At 68.7% G+C, this 14,605-nt stretch carries 13 protein-coding genes; 12 read left to right on the top strand and 1 reads right to left on the bottom strand.

Features of this window, described 5'->3' with window-relative positions:
* Nucleotides 1–401: 401 nt before the first annotated feature.
* Nucleotides 402–1,139 carry a phosphoglyceromutase gene (locus AC08OT_RS12375; protein WP_476594770.1) on the top strand — a complete coding sequence of 246 codons (738 nt, stop codon included), beginning with the start codon at nucleotides 402–404 and terminating at the stop codon, nucleotides 1,137–1,139.
* 214 nt (nucleotides 1,140–1,353) lie between these two features.
* Here the strand turns inward: AC08OT_RS12375 and phoU are convergent, their stop codons facing one another.
* Nucleotides 1,354–2,001: a phosphate signaling complex protein PhoU gene (gene phoU / locus AC08OT_RS12370; protein ID WP_462187953.1), complete on the bottom strand. Its 648-nt coding sequence runs from the start codon at nucleotides 1,999–2,001 to the stop codon at nucleotides 1,354–1,356.
* Between the two features lie 329 nt (nucleotides 2,002–2,330).
* Between phoU and AC08OT_RS12365 the strand changes: the two genes are divergently transcribed.
* The 11 genes from AC08OT_RS12365 (at nucleotide 2,331) to AC08OT_RS12315 (ending at nucleotide 14,575) form a co-directional block, all read left to right on the top strand.
* On the top strand, nucleotides 2,331–3,602 hold the full coding sequence (locus AC08OT_RS12365; protein ID WP_476595850.1) for a sensor histidine kinase: 1,272 nt from the start codon (nucleotides 2,331–2,333) through the stop codon (nucleotides 3,600–3,602).
* A 117-nt stretch (nucleotides 3,603–3,719) separates the two neighbouring features.
* Nucleotides 3,720–4,400 carry a response regulator gene (locus AC08OT_RS12360; protein ID WP_476593467.1) on the top strand — a complete coding sequence of 227 codons (681 nt, stop codon included), beginning with the start codon at nucleotides 3,720–3,722 and terminating at the stop codon, nucleotides 4,398–4,400.
* Nucleotides 4,397–5,497: a Ppx/GppA phosphatase family protein gene (locus AC08OT_RS12355; RefSeq protein ID WP_476593468.1), complete on the top strand. Its 1,101-nt coding sequence runs from the start codon at nucleotides 4,397–4,399 to the stop codon at nucleotides 5,495–5,497. Before AC08OT_RS12360 ends, AC08OT_RS12355 begins: the two co-directional genes overlap by 4 nt.
* Nucleotides 5,498–5,767: 270 nt before the next feature.
* Entirely contained in the window at nucleotides 5,768–6,712 is a 945-nt protein-coding gene (locus AC08OT_RS12350) for a sugar phosphate isomerase/epimerase family protein (RefSeq protein ID WP_476593474.1), read from the top strand.
* A gap of 70 nt (nucleotides 6,713–6,782) precedes the next feature.
* Nucleotides 6,783–7,580 (top strand): class I SAM-dependent methyltransferase, encoded by a 798-nt coding sequence (locus AC08OT_RS12345; RefSeq protein WP_476593469.1) that lies wholly within the window; start codon nucleotides 6,783–6,785, stop codon nucleotides 7,578–7,580.
* Between the two features lie 402 nt (nucleotides 7,581–7,982).
* Complete coding sequence (locus AC08OT_RS12340) at nucleotides 7,983–9,641, top strand: acyltransferase family protein (RefSeq protein WP_476593470.1); 1,659 nt, start codon at nucleotides 7,983–7,985, stop codon at nucleotides 9,639–9,641.
* 230 nt (nucleotides 9,642–9,871) lie between these two features.
* A complete protein-coding gene (gene proC, locus AC08OT_RS12335; protein WP_476593471.1) occupies nucleotides 9,872–10,669 on the top strand; it encodes a pyrroline-5-carboxylate reductase in 798 nt (265 codons plus the stop codon).
* Nucleotides 10,670–10,789: 120 nt separating this feature from the next.
* On the top strand, nucleotides 10,790–10,888 hold the full coding sequence (locus AC08OT_RS12330) for a 30S ribosomal protein bS22 (protein WP_003948845.1): 99 nt from the start codon (nucleotides 10,790–10,792) through the stop codon (nucleotides 10,886–10,888).
* A gap of 256 nt (nucleotides 10,889–11,144) precedes the next feature.
* Nucleotides 11,145–12,014: an SAM hydrolase/SAM-dependent halogenase family protein gene (locus AC08OT_RS12325; protein ID WP_476593472.1), complete on the top strand. Its 870-nt coding sequence runs from the start codon at nucleotides 11,145–11,147 to the stop codon at nucleotides 12,012–12,014.
* A gap of 321 nt (nucleotides 12,015–12,335) precedes the next feature.
* Nucleotides 12,336–13,376, top strand: coding sequence for an NAD-dependent epimerase/dehydratase family protein (locus tag AC08OT_RS12320; protein ID WP_476593475.1), 1,041 nt, complete (start codon nucleotides 12,336–12,338; stop codon nucleotides 13,374–13,376).
* A gap of 59 nt (nucleotides 13,377–13,435) precedes the next feature.
* Nucleotides 13,436–14,575 carry a lysophospholipid acyltransferase family protein gene (locus AC08OT_RS12315; protein ID WP_476597200.1) on the top strand — a complete coding sequence of 380 codons (1,140 nt, stop codon included), beginning with the start codon at nucleotides 13,436–13,438 and terminating at the stop codon, nucleotides 14,573–14,575.
* Nucleotides 14,576–14,605: the final 30 nt, after the last annotated feature.

Here is a 14,605-nt window from a genome sequence, read left to right as displayed (position 1 = left end):
GGCGATGCGCCCCTGGGTCCGCGTAGCGTCACGGGTACACGAGAAGGGAGGTGGTCCAGGCTTTGTGTGCTCATAGGACTCGTGAGGTGGCTGTCCGCTAGCCGGTCTCGTGGTCCTCACCTCTAGCCGGGTGGCCCATGGGCACCGGCACCGGCGAGAACCAGGCAGACACCCGACCTCCGGGCGCCGTCGCAAGTCCCGACGGCCCGCCTCTGCTTCGCGCGGCGGCGGAGCGCCCGGGGGTCGTTCAGTTCCGGATGAATCCCTGTCGTGCCGCCGGATTCCTGTCGTGCTGCCGCGTGACAACCGGTCTCCGGCACGACCGGCCCCGAGCCGGGGAGTCACAGGCAACAACCGGCAATGCTGGCCGAGCGGGCCGCCGAGCGGGCAGGATCTCGGGTATGCCGACGCTCGTCCTGCTCCGCCACGGTGAGAGCATTTGGAACCGCGAAAACCTGTTCACCGGCTGGGTGGATGTTGATCTTTCCGAGAAGGGTGCCAAGGAGGCCACTCGCGGGGGTGAGCTGTTGCGGGAGTCCGGCGTCCTGCCGGACGTGGTGCACACGTCCCTGCTGACCAGGGCGATCCGCACCGCCTGGCTGGCGCTGGACGCCGCCGGGCGCACCTGGGTTCCGGTTCGCCGCACCTGGCGACTCAACGAGCGGCACTACGGCGGCCTGCAGGGCCTGAACAAGGCGGAGACGCTGGAGAAGTTCGGCGCGGAGCAGTTCCAGCTCTGGCGTCGCTCCTACGACACGCCGCCGCCGGAGATCGGTCCGGAGCAGGTCAGCGGGGTGGACGAGCGCTACGATGACCTCGCCCCCGACATCATCCCGCGGACCGAGTGCCTCGCCGACGTCGTCGCCCGGATGCTGCCCTACTGGTACGACGCGATCGTGCCGGACCTGCGGACCGGCCGCACCATCCTGGTGGCGGCGCATGGCAACTCGCTGCGTGCCCTGGTGAAGCATCTCGATCATATCAGCGACACCGACATCGCCGGGCTCAACATCCCCACTGGCATCCCGCTGCGCTATGAGCTGGACGACCAGCTGGGTGTGGTGAGCTCGGGGTACCTCGACCCCGACGCCGCGGCGCTCGCCGCGGCCGCCGTCGCCGCGCAGGGCACCAGGAAGTAGTCGGAAAAGTAATCGAGAAGATAGTCGAGACTAAAAATAGTCGGGACTATAGCCATATAGTCCCGACCGAGTCCTATAGTCCTGACCGGCCCGTGCCACCGTCGCGGGCCATCTCGGGCAGCCGCCATAGCGTCGGCGGGATGCACGCGGGGAACCGTCGGGCCGTGCGTGGGGGCCACGCGCGCGAGGCCGGGGGCGGATCCCCCGGGTGCCCTCACGTGCGGCTGGAATCTCCGGTGACCAGGTAGAGCACCCGGCGGGCGACCGAGACCGCATGGTCGGCGTACCGCTCGTAGTAGCGGCCGCAGAGAGTGATGTCGATCGCCGCCTCCATCCCGTGCGGCCAGGGCTTCTCGATCAGTATGTGGAACAGGGCGCGGTGCAGCCCGTCCATCGCATCGTCGTCGGCCTCCAACTGCTTGGCGAGGTCGGTGTCCCGGCTGGCGATCACCGATCCGGCCTTCGCGACGATGCGCTGCGCGACCTGCCCCATCTCCAGAATGGTCGCACGAAGCTCCGGCGGGATCGCCCGGCCCGGATAGCGCCGACGGGCGACCTTCGCCACGTGCAGGGCGAGGTCGCCCATCCGCTCCAGGTCGGCGACGATCCGCAGCGTGGCCACCATCATCCTCAGATCGGTGGCGACCGGGGCCTGGCGGGCCATCACGTCGAAGGCCCGCTCCTCGATCTCGTTGCGCAGCAGGTCGACCGTCTCGTCTCCGCTGATGACGTTTTCGGCGAGTTGGAGATCGGCGTCGAGGAGAGCGGTGGTGGCCCGGGCCATGGCCGAGGCGACCAGGTTGGTCATCTCGATCAGGGACTGGTTGATGCTATCGAGTTCGTCGGTGAAGGCGTCCCGCACGGACGGCTCCTTCTCATTCGGTGGCGGATCGAGGGGTCAGAGATCCTGAGGGATTGACTTGATCATGATGGTCCTGGGTACTTGCGTCGCTCCGGCTCTGACGATGATGCGGACCTCTCGCTCTCTGGTGAACTTTGGCGATGGGTCTGATGAACAGCTAGCGACGATCGGCGGTGGAGGCTTGCAGAGCAATACCTAGGTGGCATGCGGACACCTAGCATGCGGCGAGTGGGTGACAGGTCGGCGGATGCCATGACAACCGGTACACACCGCATCCGCAGCTCGTGCAGGTCGGCAGGCCGTGCAGGGTGAGTGGACGATGGTGGACGATGACAGCAGTGCCTGGAACAGCCGGTTCGACGACTGACTCGACGACTGACCTGACGACTGGTTCGGCGTCCGGCGGGGACACCGGCGGCATGACGTTGCCGGCGAAGCTCGTGCGTCGGGTGATCGCCGGCCTGCCGACCGGTCTGCTCGTCCTCGACACCGCGGACCGGGTGGTCCTGGTGAACACGGTCGCGCGACGCATGGGTGTGGTCGCCGCCGACGAGATCGCGGTGGCGGAGCTGGCCGATCTCGTCCGGGCCACCCGGCTCGCGGGCAGTGACCAGGAGCGGCAGCTCGAGCTGCCGCCCGTCCCCGAGCCCCCCCTCACCCGTCCCCGACCGGACCAGGAGGGGCTGGCGGTGCGTGCCCGGGCCCGGCTGCTGGACTCGTCCGGTCATGTCGCCGTCATCGTGGATGACATCACCGAGTCGCGTCGGGTCGAGGCCGTCCGTCGGGACTTCGTGGCGAACATCAGCCACGAGCTCAAGACACCGGTCGGTGCGTTGCACGTCCTTGCCGAAGCGGTCGCCGCGGCCTGCGAGGACCCGGTGGCAGTCCGCCGGTTCGCCTCCCGGATGACTCACGAATCGGCCCGGCTCGCCCGTCTGGTTCAGGAGATCATCGATCTCTCCCGGCTGCAGGGCGCCGATCCGCTGCCCAACCTGCGGCCGATGCGGGCGTCCGCGGTGCTCACCGAGGCGGTCGACCGCACCCGGCTGGCAGCGCAGGCCCAGGCGATCTCGGTTGTGGTGATCGGCGACGATGACCTGCCGGTGTGCGGGGACGAGGGCCAGCTCGTGACCGCCGTCGCGAACCTGCTCGACAATGCGATCAGCTACTCGCCGCGTGGCACCCGGGTCGTGCTCGGGGTCCGGCGCAGCGGTGGGACCGTGGAGATCTCCGTCGCCGACGAGGGCATCGGGATCGCGGAGAAGGACCTGGAACGGGTCTTCGAACGTTTCTATCGGGCGGATCCGGCGCGATCCCGCGCGACCGGTGGGACCGGCTTGGGGCTCGCCATCGTCAAGCACATCGCGACCAATCACGGCGGCGTGGTCTCCGTGTGGAGCGCCGAGGGCGCGGGTTCCACCTTCACGCTCCGGCTGCCGCTGTTCACCGGCGACGATGACGATGCGATGACGGACGGCCCGGACGAAACCCGCGAGGATGACGGGGTGGATGGCTTCGACGTCGTCGGGGTCGGTGCCGACGCCCGCGGTCGGGGCGATGGTGAACATCATGGCGATGATGAACTCGGTGGCGGTTCGTGAACGGTGAACGGTACTGGTCATGACCAGTGAACGCGGCGGGTCCATCCGTCCCATCGACAGTAACAGGAAGCGGTCCGGGTCGGCCGGTCCGTCCAACGTAACAAGGGGAGCGAACAGGTGACCCGGCTGCTCGTGGTCGAGGACGAGGAGTCCTTCTCCGACGCGTTGTCGTTCATGTTGGAACGGGAGGGCTTCGAGGTGGGAGTCGTCGCCGACGGCCCCAGCGCGCTGGCCGAGTTCGATCGGCGGGGGGCTGATCTTGTGCTGCTGGACCTCATGCTGCCGGGCCTGTCGGGCACGGAAGTGTGCCGGACCTTGCGAACCCGTTCCACTGTGCCGATCATCATGCTGACCGCTCGGGATAGCGAGATCGACAAGGTGCTCGGGCTGGAACTCGGAGCGGACGACTACGTCACGAAGCCGTTCTCCGCCCGGGAACTGGTGGCGCGGATCCGCGCGGTGCTGCGGCGGCGGTCGGAGAACGAGGAGGTGGGGGACGCGACGTTGGAGGCAGGCCCGGTCCGGATGGACGTTGAGCGCCATGTCGTCACCGTCGACGGGACCACGGTCACCCTGCCGCTCAAGGAGTTCGAGCTGTTGGAGATGTTCCTGCGCAACGCGAGCCGGGTGCTGACCCGGGGCCAACTGATCGACCGGGTCTGGGGGTCGGACTACGTCGGCGACACCAAGACCCTGGATGTCCACGTCAAACGACTGCGGACAAAGATCGAGCACGAACCCGGCAACCCGCGGCACCTGGTGACCGTTCGGGGACTGGGATACAAGTTCGAGCCGTGACCCCGGCGGTCGCGGCCGGAGGGAACGGTGAAGAGGTGCTCGGTGGCGTGTGTCCGGGTGCGTGGTTTCCGAAGATCGTGGCGCAGCCCGACGCCGCTGTCGCTCCGGGACGGCAGGCGGCCGCGGTGAGTCCGCTCCCGGCGGGTCCACATCCCGGTCCGATACGCCTTGGTGTGATCGACATCGGCTCGAACACCGTCCACCTGCTTGTCGTGGACGCGCGCCGGGGCGGCCAGCCACAGCCGGCCGCCAGTGTGCGCGTGCCGCTGCGGCTGGTGGAACTGCTCGACGCGGACGGGGCGCTGGACGCCGCCGGAGAGCGCGCTCTGACCTCCTGCATTCTGGACATGCGCCAGCAGGCCGACGCGCTCGGGGTCTACGACCTGGCGGCCTTCGCCACGTCGGCGTTGCGGGACGCCACCAACGGAGAGGCGGTCCTGCGCCGGGTGGGCGAGGCCACCGGGGTCGCCATCGGCGTCCTGCCCGGGGAGGAGGAGGCCAGGTTGACCTTCCTCGCCGTCCGCCGGTGGTTCGGCTGGAGCGCCGGCCGGTTGCTGGCGTTGGACATCGGCGGTGGTTCCCTGGAGATCGGCGCCGGCATGCACGAGGATCCCGAGGCGGTCACATCCCTGCCGCTCGGCGCGAGCCGGCTGACCCGGGACTGGCTGGTCCCGAGCGACCCGCCCAAGCGGTCCGAGCTCAGCGAGCTGCGCCGTTATGTCCGGTCCCAGATCGCGCCGATCGTGGGCACGATCTACCCCCTGGGGGAGCACACGAGGGCGGTGGCGACGTCGAAGACCTTCCGGTCGCTGGCCCGGATCGCCGGTGCGGAGCCCTACAGCCGCGGTCCCTATACCCGCCGGGTGCTGCGCCGGGACGACCTCGCGGAGGTGACGGCCAAGGTGTGCCGGATGTCGGTCGAGGAACGCGCGGCGCTGCCGGGCGTCTCCGCCTCCCGGGCGGCCCAGCTGGTCGCGGGGGCGGTTGTCGCGGACGAGGCTCTCGGTCTGTTTGCCATCCACGAGGTGGAGATCTGCCCCTGGGCCCTGCGTGAAGGGGTGATCCTGCGCCGGCTGGACTGGCTCACCTCATCCTGACGCCGGAGCGATGAATTCCCTTTACCCAGCGGAGGATGACATGGGCGTTGCAGAAAGTGCTTTCGAGGTGCGTAATTGCCTGATGTGGCCGTTCTCACGGGCGATAGGGGGGTTCCAACCGTCATCCCGCGAATGTCTGTGCGGGCGGGCCCGCGGAGATGGCCTAGCCTGGGAGAGAGGTCGGTCATGACGGCCAACCCCCGGCTCGCGCGGCAGGGAGACGGATTGCAGGCATGGCGTGACGACGCGCGGTCGGTGGCGCCGACCGCGATGGCTCCCGCCCCGATCTCGTCCGGCAGGGCCGCGGGCGGTCCGGGGCCCGGCGGTGGCGGCGGCTGTGGTGGTGGCGGTGGCTCCTCGCCCGTTGTCCCGCGCGGAGCGCCCGAGCTGGTCACGACCGCTCCGGGTGCCCGCGTGGCGCTCTCCACGGCTTCGACCTATCCCGAGTCCACCGCCTCGGCCTTCGAGATGGCGGCGCGGCTGGGGTATGACGGGGTCGAGATTATGGTCTGGACCGATCCGGTCAGCCAGGATCCGCAGGCGCTGAAGCGGCTGATGGACTATCACGGCATCCCGATTCTGGCCATTCACGCGCCGTGCCTGCTGCTCACCCAGCGGGTCTGGGGTACGGATCCATGGGCGAAGCTGGTGCGGGCCCGTACCGCGGCTGAGACGCTCGGCGCGTCGACGGTCGTCGTCCACCCGCCGTTTCGCTGGCAGCGGGACTATGCCCGCGAGTTCGTGACGGGCATCGAGCGGATGGCCGGCGAGACCGACATCCGCTTCGCGGTGGAGAACATGTTCCCGCTGCGGGCGCGGGGGCGGGAGGTCTCCGCCTATGCCCCGGACTGGTCCCCGGTCGAGGATGACTACGCGCATGTCACCCTCGACCTGTCGCACACGAGTGTGTCCCGCTCGGACCCGCTCGAGATGGCCGAGCTTCTCGGCGAGCGGCTGGTCCACGTGCATATGGCCGATGGTCTGGGCTCGGCCAAAGACGAACATCTCGTCCCCGGTCGTGGCACGCAGCCCTGTGCCGAGCTGCTCGAACTGCTGGCTGCCGGCGGTTTCGCCGGCACCGTGGTGGTCGAGATCAATACCAGGCGGGCCGAGTCGCGCGCCCAGCGCGAGGCCGAACTCGCCGAGGCGCTGGCGTTCACCCGTCTGCACTTCGCCGCACCGTCTGCCGCAGGACTCCGTTCCACCTACGGCTGATCCACTGATAGCTGACCCACCGACAGCTGACCCGCGTCCGGGGCTGACACCGTTCCCGTGGATCGCCGCTATGGTCGAGTGCCACCATGGCGGAGTGTCCGTCCCTTCTGGTCGTACCCCCACCGGCTCGCTGTTCGACCCGTTGGCGGATGCCTACGCCGCGGCCAGGCCGAGTTATCCCGACCACATCTTCCGTGACGTCGAGCGGTTCCTCGGGCGGCCGCTGCGCGGCGCGGACGTGCTTGACGTCGGCGCCGGGACCGGCATCGCCACGCGCCTGCTGATCGGCCGGGGCGCGCGGGTGGTACCGGTGGAACCCGGGCCGAACATGCTGGCGCGGTTGCGCGAGCGGAGCCCCGGACTGCCCACGGTGCGCGGGGACGGGGAGGCGTTGCCCTTCCGGAACCAGGTTGCCGACCTGGTCTGCTATGCCCAGGCATGGCACTGGGTACATGTGCCGACCGCCGCGGCCGAGGCCGCCCGCGTGCTGCGGTCCGGCGGAGCCCTCGCCGTGTGGTGGAACGACGTCGACGCCGAGGAGTACCGGTGGTGGCAGCGCCAGCAGGAACGGCTCGAGCGGATGAACCCCGGCTATCACCGCGGGTACCGTGCGCGACCGTTCGCCGACGAGCTGCGGTGGACCGGCCACTTCAGTGAGGTCGTCACCCTGACCGGCCGGTGGCGGCGCCGGATTAACATCGATGACTACCTCACGTGGCAGCGGTCGAAGTCCTACGTCGCGGCCATCGGCGATCGCCTCGGCGATTTCCTTGACGCGGAGCGTCGCACGATGCTGCGCGCCTTTCCTGACGGTGTCGTCGTCGAGCCGTTTCGTACGCTCCTGGTGATTGCCCAGGTTCCCGAGTAGCGCGCGGGAGAGACGGCGTGGGCGCCCCTGCCGCGGCTCTCCCAGCCGGCGATCCCCCCCTTTTCTCTGACGCACCGTGACGCCATGGTTCGGCCGATGTTTCTTCGTAATGAACCGTGCGCACAGCGTCGCTTTTTTTGGTGTGACGTTGTTTTGTGGCCACTGGTACCCGTCTCGTCCTGAATTTTCCGATCCGTTAGTCTTGCGTCATTCGCACAGTGGTGTCTGACTTCGCTGGCGTAGCGGAGTGATACGGGTACCCGCGTCCGGGCCATTGGTCCGACCGGAGGCGTGGTTCGGGAGCGACTCACGCTCGGGTCACCGCGGCACCGTGCGGTCACTCTGAGTGTCGGGCGTCGGTGCCGGGACTGCCGGCGCCCGCTGGAGGAGGCGACGGTCATCATGCGGCTTGCTCCGCAGCAGACTGAGGCGACAAGGATAAAGCGCGACGGCACCCCGGCCGGCTGGGAGCCGCCGGCCGGACCCTCCATGCCGGCCGGGCCGGCCGAGCCCTCGGCGGCTGCCGCCGCGGCGAAGTTCGCGTACAACCCGGCGCTGGACGGGTTGCGGATCGTCTGTATCTACACCATCCTCGCCGGCTACATGGGCGCGATCCATGCCAGCAACGTCGCCGTCGACGTCTTCTTCGTGCTGAGTGGATTTCTTATCACCGCGCTCCTGCTGACCGAACACAGCCGGACCGGGACGATCTCGGTGAGTCGATTCTTGGTGCGCCGGGCCTACCGGCTGATGCCCGCGATGTGGGTGTACCTGCTCGTCGGGCTCGTGGTGACGGTGGCATTCAAATGGAACGACATCCCCTTCCGGGACGACTACATCGGGAGTGCGCTCTCCGCCTTCTTCAATGTCAACAACTGGTACAAGGTCCTACATCCTGCCGCCGGTGGGCGATGGTTGGCTCATGTGTGGTCCTTGTCCCTGGAGGAGCAGTTCTATCTCCTGTGGCCGGGGCTGTTCCTGATTGTCAGCCGCTCGGACCGGTTCCGGGCGCACCTGCTGAAGATACTTCTCGCCATGATCGCCTTCGCGGCGGTCTGGACCTGGACCGTGGCCGTCGGCGGCGCCCCGCACTCGCGGGTGTACCTCGCGCTGGACACGCACGTCACCCCGCTGCTGATCGGCTGTCTGCTGGCGGTCTGGCGTGACACCCGCCTGTGCGCCCTCGTCGCAGAGGAACCGGGCCTGACCGCGCCGCGCCGCCGCCGGCACGCCCAGCAGATCGGCACGATGACCCCTGTCACGGCGGCGACGGTCGAGCGTTGGCGGGCGGGCCGTCGGATCGCCGATTTCGGCCTCGTCGCGGGAATCGGATTGATCTTCTTCGCCTTCCTTGGGCCGGACAAGGACGGTTATGACGCCAACTGGCTCGACCATGCCGCCTACCTGCCCAGCGCCCTGCTCGGTGCCGTGGTCATTCTGGGCGCCGACCTGCGTCGCGACGCCTGCTGGGTTCGCCTGCTGGGTGGTCCGCGGATGGCTTTCCTCGGAAAGATCACTTTCAGTATCTACCTCTGGCACTATCCGGTGATCTCGGCTGCGAACGGGCAGCTGGTGCCCCGGATCGGGCTGTGGCCGTCGGTCGTCGTGGCGGCGGCGGTCAGCACGTTCATCGCGTACTTCTCGAACCGGTTCGTGGAGAAGCCCGCGCAGCGTGCCCGACCCCCGTGGGCCGACACCCCCCGTGGGCCCGCGCTAGCCGCGATCGGTCAGTCTGATCGGCTGGATCGCGACCGGCCCGGCGATCCGCCCGGGACCCGGTCGCAGGGCGGCTGGTCGGACGACGGTGGCTGGTCGTCGTACGAGGTCGGGTCCGATCAACCGGCGGCTGGCCCGGCCGATGCCGATGAATGGATCGATGAGGGCTACGCCCGTCCTTGGCCGGGGTATGGGTACGGACTCACCGAGACCGCCGACCTGTCGTGGGCGGTGCGAGGCCGGCAGAACGGCGGCAAGGAGGCGCAGCGGCCGGCGGCCACGGACCGCCCATACACCGCCGAAAATAATCTACGATCCTCGATCCGTCGCCGGCCGGCAAGGTGAACGTCACGAGCCCTGGACGCGACACGAGCTCTGGACGGGTCACGAACCCGGCCACTGGGGTGGCCACGAACGCCGGCTCGAGTACGACGGGCGACGCGGAGCCGATCGCCAGTCGGGCTACGGCTGATAGCCCGCGCACGACGGTGGGCCGGGATCCGCGTTCCGCTGGCCGCCCGAGGGCGCCATAACCTCCAGGCCGGGGTAGAAGCGGGTGGAAGGGAAGGATGGTCATGATCGTTACGGTCATGGGGGTGGGACGGCTCGGCGGGGCGATGCTGTCGGGGTTGCTGCGGTCCGGACATGCCGCTCAGGACATTGTCGTGGCCGAACGTGATGCCGACCGAGCTGGTGAGATCGTGGCGAGTCACGGCGTCGAGGTGCAGGCGCCGGCGGTGGCAGCCGCCAAGGCGGATGTTCTGATCATCGCGGTGAAGCCCCAGGACGTCGGGACCCTGCTGGCCGAGATCGGGTCGGTTGTGGCGAACGGGACGCTCGTGGTGTCGTTGGCGGCGGGCATCACCACTGATCTTCTCGAGGAGCGGCTACCTTCGCTTCCCCCAGTAGTCCGGGTGATGACGAACACCCCGCTGCTCGTCGGGGAGGCGATGTCGGCGATCTGCGGGGGCCGCTACGCCGAGGAGGAGCACCTTGCCACGGCAGAGGCCCTGCTGACGCCGGTCGGCAGGGTGACGCGGGTGGCGGAGTCCCAGCTCGACGCGGTGACGGCCCTGTCCGGTAGCGGACCGGCGTACTTCTTCTACCTTGTCGATGCGATGATCGAGGCGGGTGTGCTCCTCGGGCTGCCCCGGACCCTGGCCGCGGAACTCATGACCCAAACCGCTTTGGGCTCGGCGCGGATGCTGCGCGAGAGCGGCGAGCATCCGGCGCTGTTGCGGGAGGCCGTCACCTCTCCGGCCGGGACCACGATCGCGGCGCTGCGGGAGCTGGACCGTCGCGGTGTGCGCGCGGCGCTCATGGACGCCCTGGAGGCGGCGAGCAGTCGGTCGCGGGAACTCGGCCGTGGTTGAGAGCACCCGGGTACCGGGGTACCGGAGCACCTGGGTACCGGAGTGCCCGGGCTCCGATGGTTGCCGGCCGTGGCGGGTAGGCTCGCCCGGTAACTTCCTCAACATAGATCGGTCGGGTACGTGGGTTCTGTCATCAAGAAGCGTCGTAAGCGGATGGCCAAGAAGAAGCACCGCAAGTTGCTGAAGCGGACGCGCGTTCAGCGCCGCAACAAGAAGTAGGCCGCTGACAAGAAGTAGGTAGCGCACCAGTACGCGGGTCGCCCACCGGGGGGTGGGGCGTACCCGGGAGTCCGGTCGCACCCGGAGGTAGTCGGCCGATCCGCGGTCCCCAGCGTCCGGCGTCCACCTCGCACGCCACGAGTTCGTACCGCCATGTCGTCTCGTATCATGTGGCTTTGCGTGCTGTAACTGTTACCGTGTGGCAGGCTGTTTCCCTCGGGTGGCAGCGTGGCCGGCCCGCAGCCAGGGAGACGGCATGACGGGATCGTGGATCAATTTCCTGTCCGACTACGGCGTCGACGATGCCTCTGTAGGGGTGTGTCACGGGGTTATCGCGCGGCACGCCCCGTCGGCGTGCGTCCTCGACGTCTGCCACGCCATCGCGCCGCAGGACGTCGGGCATGCGGCCGTCACCCTGGTCGGCGCGATCGGTTATCTTCCGATAGGGGTTCATCTCGTCGTCGTGGAGCGGCTCGATGCCGACGGTTACACCCGTGGCGTGGCGATCCGGAGCACGGACGGTTCGACCTTCGTCTGCCCGGACAACGGCGTGGCGTCGCTGGCCTGGGAGACGCTCGGTGGCGTCGCCGCGGTGCACGAGATCTCCAACCGGGAGCTGTGGCTGCCGCTGCCCACCGCGGTGTTCCGGGGACGGGACGTCTATGCGCCGGTCGCGGCCCGGCTCGCTGCCGGACTCGCCCTCACCGACGTCGGCCCCCGGCTCGACCCCGGCACGCTCACGCGTTTCCAGCCGCGGGCGTGCAGCGTCGACGACGACCATGTGCACGGCGAGGTCGTGTCCGTCAACCACTTCGGCAACCTCTCGCTCAACATGACCCGGGCCGAGTTGGAGGCCGCTGGCATTCTGTTGGGAGATCTGGTCGAGGTCCGCGCCGGCAACCGCGTCATGCGGCTCACGTTCACGTATACCTACGGCGATGTGCCTCGTGGTGGAGTCACCCTGTGCGAGGATGCGTTGCGTCGGGTGATGATCGCGGTAAACTGTGGGCGAGCGGCCGACCTGCTGCGGCTGCGGCGCCAGGACGCGGTCGTCGTGGCACAACTGCCGAGGAGCCCGTCACCGGGACGCTCCATCCGGGATCTTCCGCTGCCGGCCCAGCGGTGATGCCGGCATCACCGCTGGGCCGGCAGCAGCGGCACCGGGCCTGGCCGGCGTCGATCCTCCTCCGGCTTGGACGGGTTATTTTTTCCCCGTTCTTCGTATTCGATGTGCGCGGCTGGCCTTACGCTGCGCAGTGAGCGGTCGAGGGATGGGCGTACGATGAGCCCACGATCGGACCGCGTGAACCTTCCTCGGCCGGACATCGTGACCTTCGGCCCCGGGGAACGGTGGCGTGCTCCGGTCGGCCTGGTTCGGGCTGCCCGGCCGCCCGGCCATCCGGTCCGGGTGCCGGACTGGACCATGCGGGCGTTGCGGGAGACTGCCATGAGACCACGCCGTGTGTTGGTGACCGGTGTAGCGCGGCCGTTGGGGGCGCAGGTGGCGATGGCGCTCGCGGCTGACCCGGGGGTCGAAGCCGTTGTCGGGGTCGATACCACTGCTCCCACCAGCGACCTCGGGCGGACCCAGTTCGTGCGTGCGGACATCCGGCATCCGTTGATCGCAAAGGTGATTTCTACCACGGAGATTGATGCGGTGCTGCACCTGAACGTGATCCCCACGCCGCTCGGTGCGGGTGGACGGACCGCGATGAAGGAAATCAACGTCATCGGCACGATGCAGCTGCTGGCCGCGTGTCAGAAGGCGCCCAGTGTCACCAAGCTGGTAGTGAAGTCCACGACGTCGATCTACGGGTCGTCCGCTCGCGACCCTGCGCTGTTTACGGAGGACACCGAGCCGCGCGCCCTGCCCACCGGTGGCTATGCCAAGGACGCCGTCGAGGTCGAGGGTTACGTGCGTGGATTCAGCCGGCGACGTCCCGACATCGCGGTAACCGTGCTGCGGTTCACCAACATCCTCGGTCCGCAGATCGACAGCCCGCTCGCGCGCTATCTGGACCTTCCGCTGGTTCCCACGGTCCTTGGCTTCGACCCCCGCATCCAGCTGTTGCACTCCGATGACGCGCTGGCCGTGCTGATGCGCGCGACCCGCGGCGCCCACCCGGGGACGTTCAACGTGGCCGGGGACGGTGTGCTCCTGCTTTCGCAGGCGATCCGCCGAGCGGGTCGGCCGTTCACGCCGGTGCCGTTCCCCATGATCGGGATGTTGGGCGGGGTCGCCCGGCGGCTGCGGCTCGTCGACTTCTCCGCTGAGCAGCTCGACTTTCTCGCGCACGGCCGGGCCGTGGACACGACCCGACTGAAGGAGATCTTCGGTTACCGGCCCCGGTACTCGACGGTGGAGACCTTCGACAGTTTCGTCCGCCAGCGCGGGCTCCGGTTCACCATCGACCACGATCTGATCTCCCGGGCCGAGCACAGGATGCTCGACTCGCTGGCCCGACGCCGGCTGGTGGGAACACGGTGATGGGGGGCGGTTGCGGCCCGCCAGATGCGGGATCGGACAAGGGGGAGGCGGAACACGTGATGGAAGGTGACGAATCCCGGGGTGAAGCGCAGATCATGCCTTGGAAATCCGCCGCGGCCGACCCGGCTTCCCACGACCCGGCTTTTCTCGACGGGGTTTCCCCCAGCGCGGTCTTCCTCGGTCCAGCCGCCGCGGCCGCCGCATCCCCTCGCTCCTCGCTCAACGGTGCCGAGGCGACGCTGACCGACAGCCGGTCGGCGGCGGGTGGGCCGTCCGACCCGACGACGGGTCCCACCGCCGGTGCCGGGCCCGACGGCGGTGCCGGGACGGACGGTGCGCCACCGCCGGTGGCCGAACCCGGTGATCTGGAGACGGCCCTCGCGGGATCGCTGGCCTTCCTGCGGCGGCGCATCACCGGCGACTACGTCGTCGACGAGCACGGGTTTGACCCGGACCTCACCGAACACGTCGTCGCTCCGCTGCTGCGGCCGATCTACCGGGACTACTTCCGGGTCGAGACCCGGGGGCTGGAGAACATCCCGGACACGGGTGGCGCTCTGGTGGTGGCCAATCACTCGGGCACCCTGCCAATGGACGCGCTGATGATGGCTGTGGCCATCCTCGATCATCATCCGGCCCATCGCCACCTGCGCATGCTCGCCGCCGACCTGGTGTTCGCGGTGCCGTTCCTGGCCCCGCTGGCTCGTAAGATCGGCAACACCCTGGCGTGTCAGGCTGACGCGGAACACCTGCTGAATACCGGGCACCTTGTCGGGGTCTGGCCGGAGGGCTTCAAGGGCGTCGGCAAGCCGTTCAGTGAGCGGTACAAGTTGCAGCGGTTCGGGCGCGGAGGGTTCGTCTCGGCCGCGTTGCGGACGGGTGCGCCGATCATTCCGTGCACGATCGTCGGAGCCGAAGAAATCTATCCTATGATCGGCAACGCGAGGTCGCTCGCTCGCCTGCTCGGGCTGCCCTACCTGCCGATTACACCGACCTTCCCGTGGCTCGGCCTGCTGGGGTTCATCCCGCTTCCATCCAAATGGATCATCGAGTTCGGGGAGCCGGTCCCGACGAAGACGTACACCGCTGAGGCGGCGGACGACCCGATGCTGGTGTTCGAGCTCACCGACCGCATCCGGGAGACCATCCAGCACACGCTGTACAGCCTGCTGATGCAGCGCCGCTCGGTGTTCTTCTAGGTTCTTTCCCGGCACCGAAGGTGCTCTAGG

Source organism: Frankia sp. CgJB1 (assembly GCF_977947065.1).
Note: the sequence above shows the minus strand (reverse complement) of the source record. Positions and strands in the feature narration are given on the sequence as shown.